The organism is Motilimonas eburnea (assembly GCF_021295345.1).
Classification (GTDB): Bacteria; Pseudomonadota; Gammaproteobacteria; order Enterobacterales; family CBDFNC01; genus Motilimonas; species Motilimonas eburnea.
Genome location: NZ_JAIMJB010000004.1, coordinates 161,322 through 184,466, shown reverse-complemented (window position 1 = coordinate 184,466; position 23,145 = coordinate 161,322). Strand labels below are relative to the sequence as shown.

Annotated in this window: 13 protein-coding genes; 6 read left to right on the top strand and 7 right to left on the bottom strand. The window is 48.3% G+C overall.

Features of this window, described 5'->3' with window-relative positions; all coding sequences use genetic code 11:
* Positions 1–103: 103 nt before the first annotated feature.
* Positions 104–1,519 (bottom strand): FAD-dependent oxidoreductase, encoded by a 1,416-nt coding sequence (locus K6Y21_RS05680; RefSeq protein WP_233070808.1) that lies wholly within the window; start codon positions 1,517–1,519, stop codon positions 104–106.
* Positions 1,520–1,528: 9 nt separating this feature from the next.
* Positions 1,529–5,989, bottom strand: a complete 4,461-nt coding sequence (gene gltB, locus K6Y21_RS05675; protein ID WP_233070807.1) for a glutamate synthase large subunit — start codon at positions 5,987–5,989, stop codon at positions 1,529–1,531.
* A gap of 382 nt (positions 5,990–6,371) precedes the next feature.
* Here gltB and mnmL point away from each other — a divergent pair, with 382 nt between their 5' ends.
* Both mnmL and K6Y21_RS05665 read left to right on the top strand, forming a co-directional pair.
* Entirely contained in the window at positions 6,372–7,301 is a 930-nt protein-coding gene (gene mnmL, locus K6Y21_RS05670; protein WP_233070871.1) for a tRNA modification radical SAM protein MnmL/YtqA, read from the top strand.
* A gap of 166 nt (positions 7,302–7,467) precedes the next feature.
* Positions 7,468–9,966, top strand: coding sequence for a sensor domain-containing diguanylate cyclase (locus tag K6Y21_RS05665; protein WP_233070806.1), 2,499 nt, complete (start codon positions 7,468–7,470; stop codon positions 9,964–9,966).
* Positions 9,967–10,023: 57 nt separating this feature from the next.
* Here the strand turns inward: K6Y21_RS05665 and folE2 are convergent, their stop codons facing one another.
* Entirely contained in the window at positions 10,024–10,947 is a 924-nt protein-coding gene (folE2, locus tag K6Y21_RS05660; protein ID WP_233070805.1) for a GTP cyclohydrolase FolE2, read from the bottom strand.
* Positions 10,948–11,155: 208 nt separating this feature from the next.
* On the opposite strand from folE2, the gene arcB reads away from it, so the two are divergent.
* The 3 genes from arcB to K6Y21_RS05645 are packed head-to-tail and all read left to right on the top strand — an operon-like array spanning position 11,156 to position 14,875.
* The gene (gene arcB, locus K6Y21_RS05655; protein WP_233070804.1) at positions 11,156–13,480 is read left to right on the top strand and encodes an aerobic respiration two-component sensor histidine kinase ArcB; all 2,325 of its coding nucleotides are present in this window, start codon (positions 11,156–11,158) and stop codon (positions 13,478–13,480) included.
* Positions 13,477–14,136, top strand: a complete 660-nt coding sequence (locus tag K6Y21_RS05650) for an esterase/lipase family protein (protein WP_233070803.1) — start codon at positions 13,477–13,479, stop codon at positions 14,134–14,136. Before arcB ends, K6Y21_RS05650 begins: the two co-directional genes overlap by 4 nt.
* A gap of 43 nt (positions 14,137–14,179) precedes the next feature.
* A complete protein-coding gene (locus tag K6Y21_RS05645) occupies positions 14,180–14,875 on the top strand; it encodes a pseudouridine synthase (RefSeq protein ID WP_233070870.1) in 696 nt (231 codons plus the stop codon).
* A gap of 430 nt (positions 14,876–15,305) precedes the next feature.
* Here the strand turns inward: K6Y21_RS05645 and tatA are convergent, their stop codons facing one another.
* The 4 genes from tatA to K6Y21_RS05620 form a co-directional block, all read right to left on the bottom strand.
* Complete coding sequence (gene tatA, locus K6Y21_RS05635) at positions 15,306–15,515, bottom strand: twin-arginine translocase TatA/TatE family subunit (protein WP_233070802.1); 210 nt, start codon at positions 15,513–15,515, stop codon at positions 15,306–15,308.
* Between the two features lie 83 nt (positions 15,516–15,598).
* Positions 15,599–17,671, bottom strand: a complete 2,073-nt coding sequence (locus tag K6Y21_RS05630) for a PhoX family protein (protein WP_233070801.1) — start codon at positions 17,669–17,671, stop codon at positions 15,599–15,601.
* Positions 17,672–17,890: 219 nt separating this feature from the next.
* On the bottom strand, positions 17,891–20,254 hold the full coding sequence (locus tag K6Y21_RS05625) for a hybrid sensor histidine kinase/response regulator (protein WP_233070800.1): 2,364 nt from the start codon (positions 20,252–20,254) through the stop codon (positions 17,891–17,893).
* Between the two features lie 5 nt (positions 20,255–20,259).
* Positions 20,260–21,222, bottom strand: a complete 963-nt coding sequence (locus K6Y21_RS05620; RefSeq protein WP_233070799.1) for an ABC transporter substrate-binding protein — start codon at positions 21,220–21,222, stop codon at positions 20,260–20,262.
* A 234-nt stretch (positions 21,223–21,456) separates the two neighbouring features.
* Here K6Y21_RS05620 and K6Y21_RS05615 point away from each other — a divergent pair, with 234 nt between their 5' ends.
* Positions 21,457–23,061 (top strand): alpha/beta hydrolase-fold protein, encoded by a 1,605-nt coding sequence (locus K6Y21_RS05615; protein ID WP_233070798.1) that lies wholly within the window; start codon positions 21,457–21,459, stop codon positions 23,059–23,061.
* The last annotated feature ends 84 nt before the right edge of the window (positions 23,062–23,145 follow it).

Here is a 23,145-nt window from a genome sequence, read left to right as displayed (position 1 = left end):
TGGATCAACGGCTTTACGGCCTTAGTCAGTGGTCGACATGATTAAATCTGACCACTAAACCTGACGACTAAATCAAGCCGTTGCGCTTGCCTTAACCGTTATACTAAACGCCAAGGTAAGTCATAATACCATCGGCGGCTTTACGGCCTTCGTCGATGGCGGTCACCACTAAATCAGAGCCGCGCACAGCATCTCCACCGGCAAAGATTTTTTCATTGCTGGTTTGAAATGCAAACGCGCCTTGAGCGGGTGCTTTAATGCGCTGCCATTGATCCAGTTCAACGCCATGCTGGGCTAACCAAGGTGCTGGGCTGGGCTGAAAGCCAAACGCCATGATAATGGCATCTGCTGGCAGCACTTCATCTGATCCGGCAATCGGCTCGGGGCGACGGCGGCCATTTTCATCGGGCTCACCCAGTTGGGTTTTAATGATTTTAACTCCGCATACGGCGCCATGCTCATTGAGTTCAATGGCGGTGGGTTGCACGTTAAAAATAAACTCAACGCCTTCCTCGCGGGCATTTTGCACCTCACGTTTTGAGCCCGGCATATTGGCTTCATCGCGCCGATATGCACAAGAAACGCTAGCGGCTTGTTGGCGAATGGAGGTGCGAACGCAGTCCATGGCGGTATCACCCCCGCCGAGTACCACCACTTTTTTATCTTTCATATCGATAAAATCAGCGGGGGAGTTTTCAAACCCCATCAGGCGATTAACATTGGAAATTAAAAAGGGCAGGGCATCGTAAACGCCCGGTGCACTTTCATTGGCAAGGCCAGCCCTCATGTTGGTGTAGGTGCCGGTGGCGACAAACACAGCATCGTATTGGCTGAGTAAGTCCTCAAACGCCACGTCTTTGCCCACTTCGGTATTGAGCTTAAACTCGATACCCATGGCGCTAAACACTTCACGGCGGCGGATCATCACGGATTTTTCTAGCTTAAACGGGGGAATACCAAAGGTCAGTAAGCCACCAATTTCAGGGTAGCGATCAAATACCACGGCTTTCACGCCGCCGCGAGCAAGAATATCGGCGCATGCTAGTCCCGCAGGACCTGCACCAACGATAGCGACTTTTTTATCGGTGGCGACCACCTGTGACATATCCGGGCGCCAGCCCATCTCAAAGGCTTTTTCGGTAATGTATTTTTCCACATTGCCTATGGTCACCGCGCCAAAGTCGTCATTCAAGGTACACGCGCCTTCACACAGTCTGTCTTGCGGGCAAACGCGGCCACACACTTCTGGCAAGCTGTTGGTTTGATGGCACAGCTCAACGGCTTCTAAAATCTTGCCCTCGGTGGCCAGTTTTAACCAGTTGGGAATGTAGTTATGAACTGGGCATTTCCACTGGCAATAAGGATTCCCGCATTCTAAGCAGCGATCCGATTGCATTTGCGCTTGGTTATCATTGAAAGGTTTGTAAATTTCGACAAACTCTTCCTTACGCACCTGAATCGGTTTCTTTGGCGGATCAATGCGTTGGACATCGATAAATTGAAATACATTTTGACTCATAACAATTCCTTACTGGGCATCAACCCTAAGCTCTGCGGTTGAACGGCTGCGATGGCCTAGCAGTGAAGAAAGCTCAGCTGATTTAGGTTTAACTAGTCTAAATAAAGGCAAAAACTCATTGAAATGAGCCAAGATATACTCGGCTCTGGCGCTGCCTGTTTCCTCAAGGTGTAAGTTAATTAAACCGCGCAGATGCTCTTGGTGTATCACCAAATCGTCTAACTCGATGGCTTCCACCAGCTCAGCATTAAGCTTCTCGTTAAAGTCACCTGTTTCATCGAGCACATAGGCGAAGCCACCTGTCATACCTGCGCCAAAGTTAACGCCCACTTCGCCCAAGACAGTAACAATGCCTCCGGTCATGTACTCACAGCCGTTATCACCTATGCCCTCAACGATGGCATGGGCACCAGAGTTTCGCACCGCAAAGCGCTCACCAGCGCAGCCTGCGGCAAATAGCTGACCGCCAGTGGCGCCATACAAGCAAGTGTTGCCGATTATAGAAGCTTGATGGGACGCAAAGGCCACGCCCAAATGCGGATTAATTACCAGCTTACCGCCTGCCATGCCTTTACCCACATAGTCGTTGGCGTCACCCGTGAGATAAAGCTCAAGGCCGCCGGCGTTCCACACGCCAAAGCTTTGGCCTGCGGTGCCGTTGAACATGACTTTAATCGGGTCGCCCGCCATGCCTTGGTTGCCATGTTGTTTGGCTATCATGCCGGAAACCAAAGCGCCTACCGAGCGGTCGGTATTGCGGATGCGATGGCGATAGATCCCGCCTGATTTATTCGCTATGGCCTGCTCAAGCTGTTTGGCCAGCTTACGGTTCAGATCGCCTTTATCAAACGGCGGATTGTCTTGGGTGCAATGCAGAGCATGACCCGCTTTACTTTGCGGCGCATATAAAATGGCCGATAGGTCGAGCTTGGCTTGTTTTTGGCTTTCTCCCGCTTTGACGCTGAGTAAATCGGTGCGGCCAATGAGATCGGTTAATTGCTTAACACCCAGTGAAGCCATGATTTCACGCGCTTCTTGGGTGATAAATTTAAAGTAATTCATCGCCATCTCGGGTAGGCCGTGGTAGTGATCGCGGCGCAGTTTTTCATCTTGAGTCGCCACGCCCGTCGCGCAGTTATTCAGATGACAAATGCGCAGGTATTTACAACCTAACGCCACCATCGGGCCGGTTCCAAAGCCAAAGCTTTCCGCGCCTAAAATCGCGGCTTTAATCACGTCTAGGCCAGTTTTTAGGCCGCCATCGACTTGTAACCTGACCTTATGGCGCAGGTTATTTTCCACTAGGGCTTGATGGGTTTCGGCCAAGCCGAGCTCCCAAGGGCTGCCCGCGTATTTCACCGAAGTGAGCGGGCTGGCGCCAGTGCCGCCATCGTAACCTGAGATGGTGATCAAGTCGGCATACGCCTTAGCCACACCCGTCGCAATGGTGCCCACACCCGGCTCGGAAACGAGTTTCACCGACACTAAGCAAGTGGGGTTCACTTCTTTAATATCAAAGATCAGCTGAGCTAAATCTTCAATCGAGTAAATATCGTGGTGAGGCGGAGGAGAAATCAAGGCCACGCCCGGATTTGAATAACGTAACTTAGCTATTTGCGTGGTGACCTTATGACCGGGCAGTTGACCGCCTTCACCGGGTTTGGCGCCTTGGGCGACCTTTATTTGGATCACCTCGGCATTCATCAGGTAGTGCGGGGTCACGCCAAAACGACCCGAAGCAATTTGTTTGATTTTAGACAGGCGCAAATCACTAAAGCGCGCCGGATCTTCACCGCCTTCGCCTGAGTTTGAGCGACCGCCTAAGGTGTTCATGGCAATGGCCAAGGCTTCATGGGCTTCTGGCCCCAAAGCGCCGATGGACATGGCCGCCGAGTCAAAGCGTTGATACAAGGACTCTGGGGCTTCCACTTGCTCAAGTGGAATAGGTTCATGCTGGTCAGTTAGGGTTAACAAATCGCGCAGACTCGACACTGGGCGCTCATTGACATGCTTGGCAAAAACTTGGTAATCCGCATAATTACCTGATTTCACCGCTACTTGTAGGCTACTGACCACATCAGGGTTGTAGGCATGGTATTCACCGTCGTGAACGTATTTGAGTAGGCCGCCTTGCTCCAGCGGCTTGCGATGAATATAGGCGAGTTTGTTGAGCCTCAACGCATCTTGCTCAAAATCGATAAATCCAGCGCCGGCAATCCGCGAGCTCACGCCCTTGAAGCAGCGCTCTATCACTTCTTGGTCGATACCTATGGCTTCAAACAGGTGTGAGCAGCGATAGCTGGCCACGGTCGAGATGCCCATTTTCGACATGATCTTGTATAAGCCCTTGTTGATGCCGTTGCGATAATTCTCAAGGGCGTCGCGCAGACTCAAATTTAAGGTGCCACTGTCGACTAACTTGGCCAAGGTTTCGTAAGCTAAATACGGGTAAATGGCGGTGGCGCCAAAGCCGAGCAACACGGCAAATTGGTGCGGATCACGGCAGCTGGCGGTTTTTAGTATGATGTTAGTGTCACAGCGTAAGTTATTATTCACTAACGCTTGCTGCACCGCGCCTAGGGCCATGGCGGCCGGGATCGGCAACTGCTCTGGTGAGATATGATAATCCGATAACACTAGCAGCACAGTGCCACTTTGCGCTAGTGATACGGCTTGTTTAGTGACCCTATCAATAGCAGCGCTTAAACCTTCGGTTGGGCTAAAGGTGATGTCAATTTCGCCATGCTGATAATGCTGTTGATCGAGCGCGAGCAACTGCTGAATATCGCTGTAAAGCAAGACAGGTGAGTCAAACATCACGCGGTTAGCGTGGCCCGTGGTTTCATTAAACACGTTTTGCTCTTGGCCAATACAAGTCGCCAAGCTCATCACGTGGTTTTCTCGCAAGGGATCAATGGGGGGGTTGGTGACCTGAGCAAATTTTTGTCTGAAGTAATCATAAAGGCTGCGCGGGCGCTGGGATAATACCGCCATTGGCGTGTCATCGCCCATCGAGCCGGTCGCTTCTTGGCCGATTTCACCTAGCACGCGGATCACTTGCTCAATTTCTTCCGCCGAATAGGCAAAACTTTTGTGATAGCTTTTTAGGGTTAGTTCGTCCATTTCGCGGGCGCCAATTTGATTATCGGCGATTTGCTTAAACGGAACTAAGCGCTGACTGTTTTCCTTTAGCCACTGGCGATAAGGATGGCGGCATTTAAGATCTTGGTCGATGGCAAAAGAGGTCCAAAGCTTGCCGGTCTTGGTGTCGATGACAAACAGCTCACCCGGGCCAACGCGGCCTTTTTCTAACACTTCATCGGGTTGATAATCCCAAATCCCGACCTCAGAAGCCAAGGTAATAAAGTTGTCCTTGGTGATCACATACCGAGCAGGACGTAAACCATTGCGATCAAGTCCACAACCGGCAAAACGACCATCTGTCATCACGATGCCCGCAGGGCCATCCCAAGGCTCCATGTGCATGGAGTTAAAGTCGTAAAAGGCTTTAAGATCGTCATCCATCGACGGGTGCTTTTGCCATGCAGGTGGCACCACCAAACGAAACGCGCGAAACAAATCCATACCACCAGCAAGGAACAATTCCACCATATTATCGAGAGACGATGAATCCGAGCCTGAAGTGTTCACAAACGGCGCGGCTTCTTGCATATCAGGCAACAAGGGCGAGCTAAATTTATAAGAGCGCGCCTTAGCCCATTGGCGGTTACCTTCTATGGTATTGATTTCGCCGTTGTGGGCCAGTAAACGAAACGGTTGTGCTAGCGGCCAACGCGGCGAAGTATTGGTCGAAAAACGCTGGTGGAATAAGCAAATGCTGCTTTCCATGCGAATATCAGCTAGATCTAGGTAAAAAGTAGGGAGATCCTCTGGCATGACCAAGCCCTTATAGATCACCACCTGATTTGAAAGACTGGCGATATAGCAAACGTCATCGTTATCGATGCGCTTTTCAATGCGTCGGCGCACTAAATAAAGGCGGCGCTGTAAATCCGATGCGCGCCAACCTGTGGGGGCATTAATAAAGATTTGTTGGATGTTGGGCACGCTGGCGCGGGCTATCTCGCCTAATACATCAAGATCAACGGGCACCTCACGCCAACCGACTAAGGTTAAGGTTTCGCGGGCCAATTCTTCACTAATGATTTGCTTGGCTTGAGTGGCTTGGGCTTCATCTTGGCTTAAAAACAAGGTGCCGACCGCGTAATTGCGGCCTAGATGCCAATCGTTTTCCTTGGCAATGGCGCGAAAAAAGCTATCTGGCTTTTGCATTAACAGGCCACAGCCATCACCGGTTTTGCCATCGGCAGATATACCACCGCGATGTTTCATGCGATCAAGTGCGGATATGGCCACGCGCACCAGTTTATGACTGGCTTCACCTTGGGTATGGGCGATCAGGCCAAAGCCACAGTTATCGCGTTCAAATGAGGGATGATAAAGAGACATAAGTTTGCTCCATTACATCATTGCCTGCTTAGTAATAATGGTTTGTTGCTAGGGTACCTGGCAATGATACATACACTTAAAGTTGGCGAGAAACTAACCAGAAAATTGACTGGAGTCAAATTCTGTTTACATTTTACCAACTTTGGTAACATTTGCTTTTATTTATCACTTTCAGCTAATTATCAGTTTTACATCAGTGGTTAGCTCCGTATCCTGAAATTAGTGTGGTGATTACAGCCTAAGTTTAGGTTGTTTTTTGCACAAAAAGTTTAACCAAGTGTTAAAAAAGTTTTTTTGCCCAAGGTTGCCTAAGTTTGATTTGGCTTAGGGTTAGTTAGCATGGCCTTGTTTTAGCATGTCGGCTTCAATTTTGGGGGGCGGTATGCAATTACATCACTGGGTAAATACCTTAGGTCAAGATCTAAAATCTCGTTACGGTGAAGCGGTCAGAAAGCTAACCATACATGCCAATTTTACCTGCCCCAATCGAGATGGCACCTTAGGCAAAGGGGGCTGTACCTTTTGTAACGTGGCGTCGTTTGCTGATGAGCAAATCGCCGCCGCCCCGATTGCTGAGCAGCTCAATGTTAAAGCCCAAGAGCTCGCAGGCAAGAGCGATAAATATTTGGCTTATTTTCAAGCTTATACCAGCACCTATGGCGAGGTGATGACGTTAGACCGCCTTTATCAAGAAGCATTAACCTATCGCAACATAGTAGGGTTGTGTGTGGGTACGCGTCCCGATTGCGTGTCTGATGCCGTACTTGAACTTTTATCTGGCTATCAGCAGCAGGGTTTTGAAATTTGGCTTGAGCTCGGCTTGCAAACCAGTAATGACAAAACCTTAAAGCGTATCAACCGCGGCCATGGCTGGGCCGAGTATGAAACGGTTTGCCTAAAAGCCAGAGCGCTTGGCATTAAGGTGTGTACCCATTTAATCGTGGGGTTACCCGGAGAAACGTGGCAAGACTACCAAAATACCCTAGATGCCGTGGTGGCGTTAGGCGTGGATGGCATTAAGCTGCATCCCTTACATATAGTGCAGGGCTCAACCTTAGCCAAGGCTTACCAAGCGGGGAAAATAACCGCGCTGACGCTGGAGCAATACGTCGATGCCGCGGTGATGATGATCCAGCGTACGCCCGCTGAGGTCGTGTTTCATCGAGTATCGGCTACCGCGCGCAAGCCCACCTTGATTGCGCCAGCTTGGTGTGAAGACCGCTGGCAAGGGCTTATCAGTGTAGCCCAAGGTTTAGCGGCCAGTGGCGGTCAGGGTGCGCAAACGACTAATCCATATGTCTTTAATTCTTAGACGGTATTTGTGAGCTATGGTGGAACTTTCTGATCCCAAATTGCGAAATATTGGTTAATTAATCAGACTCATACATAATATAACAAGGCAATATAATATGGCTTTGTGCCATGTTTGCTTTGTATCTTGATTGTGAATCCTAGCTAATTTGGTGTAACCAGTGGTCATGCTTATAGTCATAAAATTATTGCGTCGCCTTGGTTGTTTCCTCTATCAACTTAAGCGCTGTCTACTAGGGTGTGGGCTGCCGCTGGCGTTGATTTGCATATTTAACGTCAGCGCGAATACCTTACTGCTCGATACCGAAAAACCGCAACTCGTTAATATTATTGTGGCTGACAAGCATGAATACTTGGGATTTAACCAAGATGACCTAGTAATGGGGGTGTTAACCGATTATTGGCAGCGATGGCAGGAGCACACGGGGATCCAGGTTAATATGCTGCCTTTGTCCCAAGTGGTGGAAACTGATAATAGAAATATTTATGTTCGGCTTTCTAGCGAATTAAGCGCACCTGCCCACGTGGCCATTCCTTTAGTCGGGCTAAAAGTTAAACTTTTTTATCTACCAGAGCAGCAAAATAAAGTCAGCCTCGCGTTACAGGATAAACGCCATTCGGTGCAGTTAGGCTACCTTCAGGATAAAGGCTTTTTGCCTGACAATATCGCTCAACGTATCACTTTTAAGGCTCGCCCCTACCAGTCAATTTGGTCACTGGCCTTTGCTTTGCTAACGGGGGAGGTGGATGCCATTACCTCCCTTAGCTTAGACACAGGTGGCGGGCAAAGTGATGACTTCCTGACCTTGTTTTTACACTCTTATACCTTGATTGAGCTGGATATTATGGCTCACGTTGCCCCTTTACAGGGGGAACTGATTGACTGGATCAGTTGGGGAGCCAACCTGATCAGCTCGTCGGAGTTACAAAAGATAAACCTAACTTGGTTGTCTCTATCTGGTTTATGGTGGTGGTTATTGTTACCCGCCATCGTCGCCATTGCTTTTGTGTTGTTTATTTGGCGCGGCGTGAAACGTTTGAGGCGTAAAGATAGCTACTACATTAATGATATTCCCTTTGCCACTTTGATCCTTAGCCTAGATGGTAAATATTTGATTAATGCTAATCAGATAGCGCATGAACTCGGTTTGTGTGGCCCTGATAGCCAATTCAAAACCCCCACGCCGAGTTGGCTGCAACCTTTGGTCAACCTCGTCAATGCGAGCTTGACGGAAGGTATGATAGTTAATCAGCAGCTGGGTTTACAAAGCCAAACGCAGCAATGGCACTTTTTTACCCTCAACGGCAAAGTGATATCCCGTGGTAGTCGTCAAGTGTGGTTATGCCAACTCTGTCGACTCACAGCTCAACCTGACTTTAGGCCATTGCCACAGCAGCAAGCATTGCTAAGGGATGTATTGGCCGCGATCACGAGCCCTGCATGTATCAAAGATAAACAAGGGGTGATGTTAAGTTGTAATGCACCCTGGGCTAATTTGGTGGGGTTAAAGGCCGAAGATGTGATTGGTAAGCGCGATAAAGACGTCTTATCTAAAGTCGAACTGGCACGTCAACGGCCCCTTGAATCTCAAGCTTGGCTAGGACAAATGCAGCAGGGCGACGATGTGGTTGTGTATCCCATGCGTAATGAACAAGATCAGGTTTATGCCTTATTGGTTGTGCTTGACCAATCCCAGGTCATTAGCCGCGCCGAGTGTGAGCAAGAGAAGCAGCAATACCTTAAGCAAAGTTTGCAAAACCTGTTTGTGAATCACCCTGATCCGGTTGCCGTTGTCGATCAAGGGGGGATATGTTTGAGCGCAAACCCCGCTTTTGCGGCATCTGTGGTGCAAAAAACCATTGAGCAAATCTTAGACCAGCCGGTAGCCGATATGTTGCCTGCGGACAAGGTGGATTGGAATAAACGCCAGCATCAAGACATTTTTGCCCAAAATGAGCATGTGAAATATGAAGAGTTAGTGTTTTTAGCCAATGGCCAGCAAAAGTGGCTAGAGGTCGTCAAAAGCCCGTTTCGTTTTTCGTCAACGAGTGTCCCCGCTATTCTGATGTTGACCCATGACATCACAGACAGAAAAGAGACCGAGCAACAACTGGCGACAGCCATTGGTAAGCTAGAAGAGTTAAGCTTTATTGATGGCTTGACTCAGATAGCGAATCGACGCAGCTTTGATGAGAGGTTACGTTACTACTGGCGTAGCAGTATCAATCAAGAGCAGTCTATGTCAATGATTTTGTTAGATATAGATTACTTTAAACCCTACAATGATAATTATGGTCATCAGCAAGGAGACGACGCCTTACGTCTGGTCGCCGATACCTTAGCGAAAACATCCAAGCGCACCACAGATTGGGTGGCACGCTACGGCGGTGAAGAATTTGCTATTTTATTACCGGATACCGATGCCCAAGGCGCGCTCTATATTGCGCAAGTGATTTGTGATGCGGTGGCCCAAAGAAACATTCCACATCAACATTCAAACGTCGCCAAGCATATCACCGTGAGTTTAGGTGTGGCTACGCTAACCCCAGCGCCGCAACTTGAATGCGAGCAATTAATTGAACAAGCGGATTTAGCTCTCTATCAAGCTAAAGCCAACGGGCGTAACCAAGCTTTGCATTATCAGGCCCTTTTGCCCAAACAATAAAAAGTCCAACATGATGAGCACCTTGGACTTAGCTGACATTCGGCCTTAGGTTAACGTTTAAGGCTTAAAACCACCCGGTACACCTTTAGTGGTGACCGCCACCGCATCATGGGCATGTAAGCTTTCATAATGGTTTACGCGCACCCAAAAATCAGCAAAATCATCGCGTGGTGTCAGGGCGTGCTGCAAGCGACGTGCGGCGTCTTCGCAGAACATTAAATTCTGCCCATTTAGGCGCGCAAACTCTTGTTCATCTTCACGTTTTACTGCGGCTTGTACGGGGGTCTGCAATGCTTGCTCAACCAGATCTATCAACTCAATGATTGGCAAGTATTGGCTTTGTTCGGTTAATTGAATCTTAACTTGCGCATTACTGCGCTGACTGTGTGGCGTGGCGACGATGCCTTGGGTGGTGCCAAGCCATGCATGAACTTCGTCTTTGCTTATACTCTCGCCATTAAAATTCTCATTAAAAGCTTGCTGAATTAATTGCCTAGCCAATGCGGCAGAGCAGGGGCAAGTAGATGAGTAAGGCACGTTCAGTTCAAGCTCAAGGCTAAAGTGAGTGCCTTCTTGGCGTGCCGTGATCACCACAGGGTAGGCTTTCCAGCCTTGCTTGCCACTGATCAAGGATTTACGGCGAAGGTGGTAATCAAAATCGAGCTTTAAGTGGGCTTGATTACTTAAATCATCATGACTCACCAAAAAGTCGTTAAGCAATTGCTTGAGGCTGGCCAAGGTGACTTCGCCTTCAACCGACAGTTGATCGAGCAACAGATATAAGCGTGACATGTGAATGCCTTTGGCTTTGGCATCCGCCAAGTTAACAAAGGCTTCGGCCTTAGCACTGACTTGGCGTGGCGCTTGATTGTCACTCGATACCATCAAAGGCAGTTCGATTTGGCTCATGCCAACCCAGTCCAATAGCCCCTCTTTTTGGGCGAAGGCACTATTTGCGATGTCGGGCATAGATGATGACATTAAGGCGATACTCCTGATTACTACTAATATGCACTGCTAAGGCGGTTTGCCGATGGCAAAGTATTGTCACATTTGAGCAAGAACGTTTAGCTCAAATTAAATTAAAGGGACGCATTATACCCCCCTTAGCAGAGATTAAAAACCATAAAAAACCAAGGTTTTTGTAACAATGTCGTTTATTATGGAGGCGATAAAAGAGGGCAATTACATGAAAAAAATGAAACTTTGGTCGCAGTTCTATGTTTCTTATCTTACCCGCTTGGGGATTTTTAAGTTCAGCTTTTTAATGGCGACCTGCCTGATCCTGTTGGCATTATTTGTACAAATCGCGGTGACCTTGTTTTTGTCTGGCGAGGTGAAACAAATTGATTTAGTGCGTTCCGTTTTTTTTGGCTTGCTAATTGCGCCCTGGGCAATATACTTTTTTTCTGCCGTAGTGGATCAATTGGAGCTGGCACGCAAAAAATCAAGTCTGATGGTAAAAAAACTGCAGGACATGCGAGAGCGTGATTTAGAGCGAACCCAAGAGCTCACCGCCACCATAGAGCAAATGCACCAAGAGTTTGAGCAGCGGCAAAAGGCCGAGCGTGCTCGCAGTGCGGCCATGACCGAATTAGAAAACGAGATAAAGCAACGCGAAGAAGCCCAGCAAACCCTAGAAGATAAAACGGCTCTTTTGCGTTCATTCATTGATAGCTCCCCCGACTTGGTTTATTACCGTAACGAAAAAGGCTGTTTTTCAGGCTGCAATAAGGCGATGGAATCACTCACGGGGAGAAAAGAGTCCGAGCTTATAGGGTTAACCCCTCGAGATGTTTATCGCTCTGATATCGCTGAAAAAGTGATTGAAACCGATGCCGCGGTGTTTGACTCCAATGAACCTTTAACCTACGAACAATGGCTTGAATTTCCATCGGGTCGCAAAGCGTATTTTGAATTAAGCAAGGTGCCGTTTTTTGATCAAAAAGGGAAGCGATTGGGCTTACTGGGATTTGGCCGCGACATCACCGAGCGTAAAAAGTACGAAGAGAAACTGGAAAAGGCGAGTCGCGATAAAACCACGTTTATTTCCACCATCAGCCATGAGCTGCGCACGCCGCTCAATGGCATTGTGGGCTTAAGCCGGATGCTGCTCGACAGCGAACTGAATAAACAGCAACAAAAGTACCTAAAAACGATTCACGTAAGTGCCACCACTTTAGGTAATATTTTTAACGATATTATAGACTTAGATAAATTAGACAGAAAGCGGCTCGAAATTGCCCCTCAGCCATTAAACTTCCATGATTTTGTCTCTGATCTAGAAAGTTTGGCCCATATCCAAGCGCAGCAAAAAAACCTGTATTTAAGCAGTCAAAACTTAACGCCGCTGCCTGATTTTATTGAGGCGGATGGGACACGGCTGCGCCAAGTGATGTGGAACTTGATCACAAATGCGGTGAAGTTTACCGATCAAGGCCGGGTGGACATTCGTGTCAGCGCTCATCCCCTTGACGAAGATAAAACTAAGTTAGTGATGGCGGTGCAAGATACGGGGATGGGGATCCCCGAAGATCAATTGAAAAAAATCTTTTCAATGTACTACCAAGTGAAAGGCACTAAACAGGCGACGGGCTCTGGGATTGGCTTGGCGGTCTCGTCAAAGCTGATCAATGCCATGGGTGGTGAAATCAAGGTCGACAGCCAGCTAGGTAAAGGGTCGACTTTTACCGTTGAATTGATTGTTGACGTGCCAAAACAAATCAATGCCTTAAGCGAGCGGGTTAAAGCGCTGCCTAAATTAGATATCTTGCTGGTGGAAGATGTCGAGCTAAATGTCACGGTAGCCAAAGCGCTGCTTGAAAAGCTAGGCCATTCGGTTGCGGTGGCGATGACAGGGCAAGCAGCGTTAGACAGGGTTGCTGAGCACCGTTATCAGCTCATCTTATTAGACATTCAGCTGCCTGATTTTAGTGGCTTTGAAGTCGTGGCTAAACTTCGCGATACCTATCAAGAGGACTTGTGTCCGGTGGTGGCATTAACGGCTAATGTAATCAGCGATCCAAGTGAGTACATAGAGCGCGGCATGGATGATGCGATCAGTAAGCCCTTAAGTGTGGAAGCCGTGGTCAACATGGTTAGTGAGTTATTTGCGATGGAGCCTTTACCCGCCGTGGTCCCGCGTGAGCCTAAGCCGGCATTTAGCACCGAAGCCTTATTGGATATTGATATGTTGACGGATTTCTTGAGCGCGGTGAATAAAGAAACCTTGATCAGCAGTGTTGAGCTATTTGAAAAACTCATGCCCGAATACTTGTCTGTTCTGGAGTCAAACCTGATCGCTCGGGACCAAGCTGGGATAGTCAGTGAAGCCCACAAAATCAAAGGGGCAGCGGGCTCGGTCGGCTTAAAGCGCCTGCGAGAGCTAGCGCAAAAAGCCCAATCGCCCGACTTACCCGCATGGTGGGACAACATAGATGATTGGGTCGAGAAATTAAAACGTGAATACCCTGCTAATGTTGAGCATCTTTATGAATGGATCGAACAGCAATGAACGAGAGAGCTATCGGGTCTAAACAGAGCGTGATTTTGCTACATGGCTTAGCCAGAACGCCGCGCTCGCTAAATAAGTTAGCCAAGCATTTACGGGCGCAAGGCTATCATGTGGTCAATCTAGGCTATCCTTCACGGCATCACAAGATTGAAGCCTTGGCCGAGCAAGTGATCCCTAACGCGCTGGCGCAATGCCCCAGTGATCATCAAGTGCATTTTGTCACCCATTCTTTAGGTGGCATTTTAGTGCGTGCTTATTTGGCGAACCACGCTTTAGCCAATTTGGGGCGAGTGGTGATGTTAGCCCCGCCCAATCAAGGCAGTGAAATTGTTGATAAGCTAGGCCATTTAAGCTTGTTTAAATGGATCAATGGCCAAGCGGGATTGCAATTAGGCACAGATGAAATGAGCATGCCTAAGCGGCTGGGGGCGGTGGATTATGAACTGGGCGTGATAGCCGGAACGCGTAGCATCAACTTGATTTTGTCTACCCTGATGCCCAGACCCAATGATGGCAAGGTCAGCGTGGCTAGTACTAAACTGAATGGCATGACAGATCACTTAACCTTGCCTGTTACCCACACCTTTTTAATGACTAACCGGCGCGTGCTCAATGCCATTAGTGCATTTTTAGCCAAGGGGTGCTTTGCGCAATAATCGATTGATACCAGATAACGTGCTACCTAATTTCTCTCCTCCCATGCGCTTGGCGCGTTTTATCGCCCAAGCTGGAGCTTGCTCACGCCGTCAAGCGTCAAGGCATATTGAAGCGGGCGAGGTCACCATTAATGGGCGTTTGGCGCGCCATATTGATCAGGTAGCGGCCAATGATGTGGTGAAATTAGTGGGGCAAACCTTGCAATGGCGCCGTGAGTTTCAATATTGGCTTTTTAATAAGCCCGTTGGTGTGGATTGTAATTATCGCGCTCATCACAGCGCCAGTTTAATGCACTTAATACCTGTGCAAGCGGGGCGGATTTTTCCCGTTGGTCGATTAGATAAAGACTCCCATGGTTTGATTTTACTGACCGATGATGGTGACTTATGCCAGCGTTTAATTCATCCCGACTTTTATCACCCTAAAACTTACCATGTGCGCGTTGCGCGCCCCTTTGATGAGGCATTTTTAGCATCGATGGCGGCGGGTGTGCCGCTGCGCAAAGGGGTGACGCGAGCCTGTCAGATAAGGCGTTTAGCACCGGACCAGTTTGAAATCGTGCTCACTCAAGGGTTAAATCGCCAAATCCGAAAAATGGCGCAAGCCTTGGGACATAAGGTGATAGATCTGCAGCGCGTGGCCCTTGTGGGGATAGGCTTAGCTGATTTAGCCTTGGGTGAGTGGCGACAATTAACGACCAAACAAGTCCATCGGCTGAAGCAACAATTGACTTGTTAAGATAACCTGTGTTTTGGATAAGCAATAGGGTATGAAAACTTAGGGCCTGTTGACCTTTCGCGGTTAATTTTTGTTCGAGATAAAAGCGTTTTGAGCAAGGCGAGCAGTGTGTAGCTTAGCATTCTAAGTAAATACTGCTCAACGACGAACAAAACGCTTTTAGCCGAATCCAGAGGACAGCGTTTGTTGGTCATTTCTACTGCGTTAGCGCCTTTTCGCATAGATGACTATGCTGCAAAGTCTCTGCCTTGAATAAATACCCAACAAATCGCTGCAAAAACAAGCTCAAAAGGTCAACAGGCCCTAATCAATCTAACTCATATCATTCTTTGAAAAAGCACTCCCGTCTTATTGTGGAGCAACTGTCATGTTGAGATTGGCGAAATTATCGCGGCATGACTGCAGCTCCCACAGGCCCTAACCAAACCACTTAGCTTAGTTTGTTTTGTTCGTTGTCTTTTCTGATCTGTTGCGTCTGAGTCACTGTGCTATCTTGGCTTGGCTCTTCTGCCATGGCGCGTTTAAAGCCATTTATTGTGGTACCAAGGTCGCCACCTAAGGTGCGCAGGCGCTTGGTGCCAAACAGCAAAATAACGATGGCGGCAATAATAACAAGCTGCCAAATACTGATTCCTGCCATGATGTTTCCTTTGTTCATTTAAACGAGTTAAAAGAGAAAGCAGGCTTGTTAGCCTGCTTATGTCGATTTACAAGCGTGCCAGCTTATACGCCAAGGGCTCCGCCGTCGGCTTTTCTGATGGCGACGACACTTGCACGTGGGCGCACTGTCATACCGCTTGGTGTCGCTTGCGCAGCATTGCTGCTATAAGGCCAGTTGCCAGGGTGCTGAATGGACACAAACATGGTGGTGTAATCGGGCGTGATGGTAAATCCAGTTACTTCACAGCCGTTTGGACCGACGAAGAAGCGGCGCAATTCACCTTGGTTTTCGCTGTTGATGGTCTGTTGGTTACCCTCTTCATCCGTGAGTGCAGAAGGCACTACCGCCAGCATTTGGTCGTTGGTGTAGTTTTCAACTTCATCGGCGCCATTATCGGTTTGGATCCACATAATGCCGCGTTGGTCGAACGCTAAGCCGTCTGGGCTAGCAAACTGGTTAAACTCATCCAAACCCGATAGGTTGGTTAGCGCATCACCTGCCGCGTCAGAGCCAAATACAAAGATATCCCAGCTGAACTCGGTATGATTATCGCCTTCGTCCCAGCGAATAACGTGACCAAACTTATTGTTTAGACGTGGGTTAGCTGGGTTGGTGCCGGTGGTTTCATTGCGGCGTGTGTTATTGGTCAGCGTTAAGTACACCGAGCCAGTGAATGGGTCAACCGCACACCATTCAGGGCGATCCATCGGCGTTGCTCCCACCAGATCCGCCGCGCCCGCTGTGTTTAGGATAATGTCAGCTAGGCTGGCAAACTTATCACCTAGGGTGCCGCCCTCTTTTGTTACACTATCAAGGGTCAGAGGTAACCAAGTACCGACGCCATCGGCGTCAAACTTAGCGACATACAAGGTGCCCGCATCCATGTACTTGTCACCCGTTGCCAAGCGGTCTGTTGGATTGGCATCAGCCGGATCCCATAGCGCGTCAGAAACAAATTTGTACATGTATTCAAAGCGTGAGTCGTGACCTGAGTAGAAAGTAATTGGCTTGCCTTCGGTCAGCTTGCCTACCGTACATCCTTCGTGACGAAAACGTCCAAGGGCGGTGCGTTTTACCGCGCGAGAGTTGGCTGTGTAAGGATCAATCTCAACAATATAACCATGGCCATTGGCTTCATTGCGATAATCATCTAGGGCACTGGTGCCCGTTGGCGTGACATTAAATCGGCCAAACTCGTCAACCCGCTCCTGCGTGCTGCCCGCAACCGTTTCCCAACCGTAGCGAGTTGTGCCGCTGGTATCGATGCCAATGCGCTCTTGATCTTCTGTTGTTTCGCCAGTATTGATGAAATAACCCGGCCAGTTTTCTTCACAGGTGAGGTAAGTGCCCCATGGCGTATAGCCATTACCACAGTTATTGAGTGTGCCGCGCGCTTGGCTACCATCAGGGGAAAATGGGGTGATCAGCTTATCTGAATGAGCCAGTGGGCCTGAGATAGTCATCGTGGTGGCGCCGGTGTAGCGACGGTTTAGGGGATCGTTGTCAACCACTTGCCACTCATTGTCGACCAGCTTAATTCGCACCACGGCAACACCGTGAGCATTAATTTCTTTGCGCACTTGGTCAACGCTAGTGCGAATGCCGTCGGCATCCTTATCGCTACCGTTAGGGTGTAGTGCATTTTGATCTATGTATTCATGGTTAACACACAGTAGCCCGTCAGTGCCGTCATCGTTTAATGGAAAAAAGTGCAGGCCGTCGTGATGCATCCCCATGGAATTAGCTTGGTCGATGGCATTATTAGAGCCATCTTCTTGCCAAGCTGAGCCGCCTGATTTGATCGGTTGACCCCAAGGCGCAAGCACTTGAGCCGTGTAACCTTCTGGCACGCTGACCGCGTCAATTTTTGAACCCGCAATCGAATTAAAGCCTAATCTCGCGCTTGATGCGGTTGGTGTAGCTGGGGTGGTCGGCGTAAGTGTGTCAGTGGCTGCAGACGAGCTGCTGCTTGAATTACAACCGGCTAGGCCAAATGTCGCGAAGGTGGCCATGGCACCTAGACCCAAACCGCCTTTGATGATGTTACGGCGAGAAAGGTGTGACTCCAGTACTTGGTCAAAATCTGGGTTATCACTTTTGTTAAATCGTTTTGGGTTAAAAATCTCTTTACTCATCACTGTCTCCAACTGCTTAGTTATACTGATTTAGATCAGACATTGGCTAACAAATTAAAAGTAAAAGGTGACAAAATTTTTACAAGAATGTAACGTTAGTGTTCATGCTATGTAGTTGTTTATCAATGAGCGAGTGCTTTTCGGTATTGATCTGTTTGTGGTGGTATTGTGCTTAGGCACTAAACTGAGGCACTCAACTTATGTATTCAACTGGGGCATTTATTTTAGCCATCGCACTAAGGCTTGTTCTAATTTGCCGATATCAATGGGCTTGGAAATAAAGTCATTCATTCCTACCCCTAAGCATTTCTCGCGATCCCCGGCCATGGCGTTGGCCGTCATGGCAACCACAATCACCTCATGATCCAATACATTTGATTCAGGTGAACGAATCAAATTCGTGGCCTGATAGCCGTCCATCACGGGCATCTGACAATCCATAAGTACCAGGTCAAAGGGCATCATAGCCAGTAACTCCAGTGCTTCTTGACCATGAGCCGCTAGCTTGGCGTCAATACCAAATTGCTGTAAGAAGCCTTTGGCAACCATTTGATTGGTGATGTTATCTTCGACGACCAACACGCTCGCTTTAAACTGAGGATAAGTGTGAGCTTGTTGGTTGTCTTCAATCCTTGTTGTCGATGGCGTTGGCGTGCAGGCGGCCAGTTCGCTCAAGGTGTCAAACAACAGTGATTGATTGATCGGCAGCTCGATCTGAGCGTCAGGCAGGGGATCAGGCGTAAGGAGGGCCGTGTGAGGGGGTTGTGGGCTGAGCTGTTGCAATGAGCGCCGATTTGAGATAACAACGAGCTTAGTTTTAGCGCTAGCTTGCTTGGCTGTTTGCCCTATGCGTTGATATAAGCTGATCCCATCAGCAGTGAGTTGCTTCAAGCTGATGATGATGACATCAAAGGCGGGCTGGGTTTGACTTATTTGATCCAGTATCTGCGAATCTTCTGTTGATGCTGAGTAAAGGAGGGGGGTGTAGGCTATTTTCCAATCATCCATCAGCTGTTGGAATAGGGCCAATTGGGTTGCTGAGTCATCAATCACCAGCAGGTTTAGCTGGCGAATATCGCCCATGTTAAGCAAGCTGGGTTGACATGGGCGTAGGCATAAAGTAAACCAAAAGGTTGACCCCTTTCCTTGCTCACTCGTGACGCCGATTTCTCCCCCCATCATGGTGACCAGTTGTTTACAAATGGCAAGGCCTAAGCCGGTGCCGCCATATTGGCGTGTGGTGGAGAGGTCGGCTTGAGTAAAGCGATCGAACAGTCCTTCTAGTTGGTTGGGAGCAAGGCCAATGCCGGTATCCACCACCTCAATCTTAAGCTCAGTGTGCTGAGCCGAAGTTTGAATAATGGAAAAATAAACGGCCACTTCTCCTTGCTCGGTAAACTTAATGGCATTGCCAATCAGGTTAGTTAAAATCTGCCTGATCCGGCCAGGATCGCCAATAAACTTGTGATTAAGGGCGGGGCTGGCTGGGCAAATCAATTGTAAATGCTTATCTTGGGCTCGGATATTGAGGGTTTTAGCCGTTTCATACAGCAGCTCACCCATATCAAATTCAAGCTGCTCTAAATCCAGCATCCCAGCCTCTACTTTGGAGTAATCAAGAATATCATTGATGATGGCAAGCAAAGATTCAGCGCTGTTTTTCACCGTGTTGGCATAGCTTTTTTGCTGGGGATCTAATGGGGTTTCGAGCAATAAGCTGGTCATGCCGATGACACCATTCATTGGCGTACGAATTTCGTGGCTCATATTGGCTAAAAACTCGCTCTTGGCCGTATTGGCTTGCTTGGCTTCTTGCAGCGCCAGTTGCAGTGATTGTTCTCTCGATCTGAGTGTTTGACTGAGTTGGTCAAAGGTTTCCCCAATTAAGCCAAGCTCATGAATGGGTCTAAAATCAGTGGTGATGGCTTGATGTTGTTGCTGGGCTTGCATGACAGCAACAATTTTTTGGCTTGGTTTAAGTACCAGGCGATTGATCAAAAAATAAATGGCAATAAAGGCGACGGTGCCGATGCTGCTAAATAGCAAGATTAAAAGTAGGGCACTGCGAATGGCTTGGGAGGTATTTTGCTGGGTTTTAAGGGTGATGATCTGCAGCGATGGGATCGGGGTAAGATGATTGTTTTGCTCCAATGCGGCGATGTGCACTAAGGTGACAACATGGTAAAAATCACTGTTTTCGGGGTCGGTACCGCTGACACTCACACCTATGTTTTTGGCTTTTGATATCAGGCTAGCAAGATTAGACAGGATCTTTTCACGCTCTGACTCGGGGGTCATATCGGTGGCAAACAGCGGCTGATTGTCTAAATCTAACAGCCAAATACGTTCAATGCTCGGGGCCGCGGCCAAGGCTAACACAGTACGCTGAAAGTCACTTAATGATGAGCTTGTTTCAGCGGTCACCACAAGGGTTCCGGCCATCAGTTCGCCTTGCGTAGCCAGATTACTGGCTAAGGTTTGTTTCGCAAATTGATAGACACCGAATGCGCCCAACAAGGTGGCAGCAATGGCAAAACCGATCAAAGGTCTTAATAAGCGGCTACGTAGCGAACGAAATGTCATCTAGGCTAAGGCTCAGACTTAAGGGCGACATCGGTAAAGCAATGTTGATCACATGGAGGCCCTGCAATCACATTTATCTCCGTTAGCGCTGAGTGAGTGGCCTGTAGCAGTTGCAGCATTTTACCTTGTTGCAAGTAAGTGGCTTGTTGCGCTTGTTCAACAATAACCAAACCACTTAACGCGTCGATAAATTCCTCGGTGGTTAACCCTTCACGTTTAGCCATGCGGCGATAGGCATCTTCCGGATTGGTCTTTTGATAGTTCAGTGCGCGGTTAAATGCATTCACCACTTTAACCAAATCTTGCCCACGGGTTTGTACTATTTCACTTGAAGTAAATAACACATCAACAATATTGCCCGGGGTCTGACTGGTATCGAATATACGCACAATGTTGGGATCAGCGAGTGCCGATGTCGCAAAAGGCGGGTAGGTTTGTGCTGCATCAATTTCACCCTCAAGTAACGCCGCAATGTTACTGGGTTGGGGCAAAGGCACTAAGGTCACATCATTAAAGCTTAGCCCCGCAGATGCTAACGCATTAGCGGCGGTTAGCACGTCAACTGAGCCGGCTTCAAGGCCTAATCGCTTACCTTTTAAGTCAGCAACGCGGGTTATTTCGTTACGCGCCAACAGCATGTCTCCGCCATTGGAAAAATCAGCCACCATAAAAATAACGGGGTTTAGGCCATCCACTTCACGCGTGGTGTAAAACTCCATCAAGGTGCCCGCCATGACATCAAATTGGCCTTTTTCAAACGCGCGACGACCATCGGCTAAGGTTTGAAATGGGATCATTTTAACCTCAAGGCCTTCGTCTTTGTAATAGCCTAACTCATGGGCAAGGGCCAAATATTCATAACCAGGCCAAGCATTTAAGCCGATGCGTAAAACCTTAGGCTCAGGTTGCGAGCAGCTAAAAAGTGCTACGCCGATAAAGCCAAGTAGTAAGTGTCGAATCATCGCCATGATTTTCCCTATTCTGCCAATTAGTTTTTATTTTTTATTAGCTTAGTCAAGGATCTTTGATTAAACAAAGCCATCATACAGGCGAATAAGAGGTGTTGAGACACAGATAGCTTTTTTACTGATATCAAATAAAGGTAAATTAATGTTTGACATATTATGTCTTGTGGTTATGGTAAGGGTAAGCCTACGGCATGGATTGTTAATCACTTGGTTGAGCAAACAGTAAGGGAACACATGAAAACGATAATTGGAATCATGGCACTGGCCATCAGCGCGGGCCTATTCAGTGGATGCTCTGAGCAAGTCATCGCAAAAGAAATGGCTGCAAAGGCCGCTAAACAGCAGGACTTAGTCAGCGTCACCATCACTAGCCCATCACTGCAACAAAATGTATTGCCCCTCAAAGCCGAGCGAGAGCTGCTGATTGCACTGCCGCCTTCCTATCACCAAGATCCTAATAAAACTTACCCCGTGGTGTATTTATTGCACGGGCTGGGCGCCAATGCGTATGGCTGGTTCTCACAGCTTGAGGCCGAACCGAATGTAACCAAAGCATTGCAATCCTTATATGCGCAGCAACAAATCAACGACATGATAGTGGTGGTGCCAGATAGCTTCACCGAGCACGCCAAGGGCGGCTGGTACACTAACTCAGCCACCGGCGGGAAATGGGAAGACTACATCATTAAAGACGTGATCCCTTATATTGAGGCTAACTATCGCACCAATCAACAGCGCGGTATTGCCGGTGGCTCGATGGGCGGTTATGGCGCCCTTAAGTTTGCGATTAATTATCCCGAGCTGTTCTCGGGTGTGTACGCCATGAGTCCAGCCTTGGTTGGGGAAAATTGGCTGAGCTTTATGAGCAGCGATTCGCAACGTGAGCTAATTAATGCGGGATTAGCCATGCCAAAAGATCAATGGACTTGGAACGAGATCATCAATTATTCCGCTGCCTTAGCCTTTGCACCCAGTGCTCATGGGCCCTTGTACGCACAAGTGCCTTTTACTGAGCAAACCGTCTCACAAATTCGCGCCAACAGCATCTCAGTGATGCTTGATCAGTTACCCGCCAATCAGTTAGATAAGCTCAAAACACAGGTGTCGGCCATCAAGCTAGATGCAGGCAACAAAGATTGGGCCATTAATGCCGATATAAGTGAGCTAGCAGATCAGCTAGCGCAAAAGGGCATCAAGGCATTTTACAGTGAATACCCCGGCGGTCATTCCGATCGATTAAACTTGCTGATTGAGCAAGAAGTGTTTCAATTTTTCTCACAGCATTTTGCCAATACCTTACCGGCGCAGTTACCCGCGTCATTGGCTGCGCTCTCGGGCTCATTGGATTTTAAACCGAGTATGGTCGAACTGCCTGCTTTTACGGTCACCGGTATCGAAGCGTCGGGCTATGAGGGTAGCCCACAACTTGCAGAGCTGTGGCCACGGGTAAATGCATCAGGCATCGATCCCAACAGCTGCAACAATAAAGCGGGTATTGGGGTTAACACCTTAGATTTAAATACTTATAACTTTACCCGAACCAATCAAATAAGCTATTTAACAGGTTGTGAACTAGTTGCCGGCGCTCGCTTTCCAGCTTCGTTATCCGACCAAACAGTAACCCGCGACATTCCAACCAACACCTATGCCGTATTTGAATTCAAAGGCGTGATGGAACAGCGTTACCACGAGTATTGGCTCAGCATCATGCAAGACTGGTTTCCCACCTCAGATTATGAGCATACTGGCGGTTACTTTTTTGAATACTACGGCCCTGAGTTTGCCCTAAACCAAGAGAGCTCAGTGATGAAGATTTACTTTCCAGTGAAGAAAAAATAAGGGCTAATAATTTGGGGCGCCTTGGGGAAAGCGTATTATCCCTTCAAGGCACAGGCTATAAAAGCCTTGCAGACAATGCAGAGG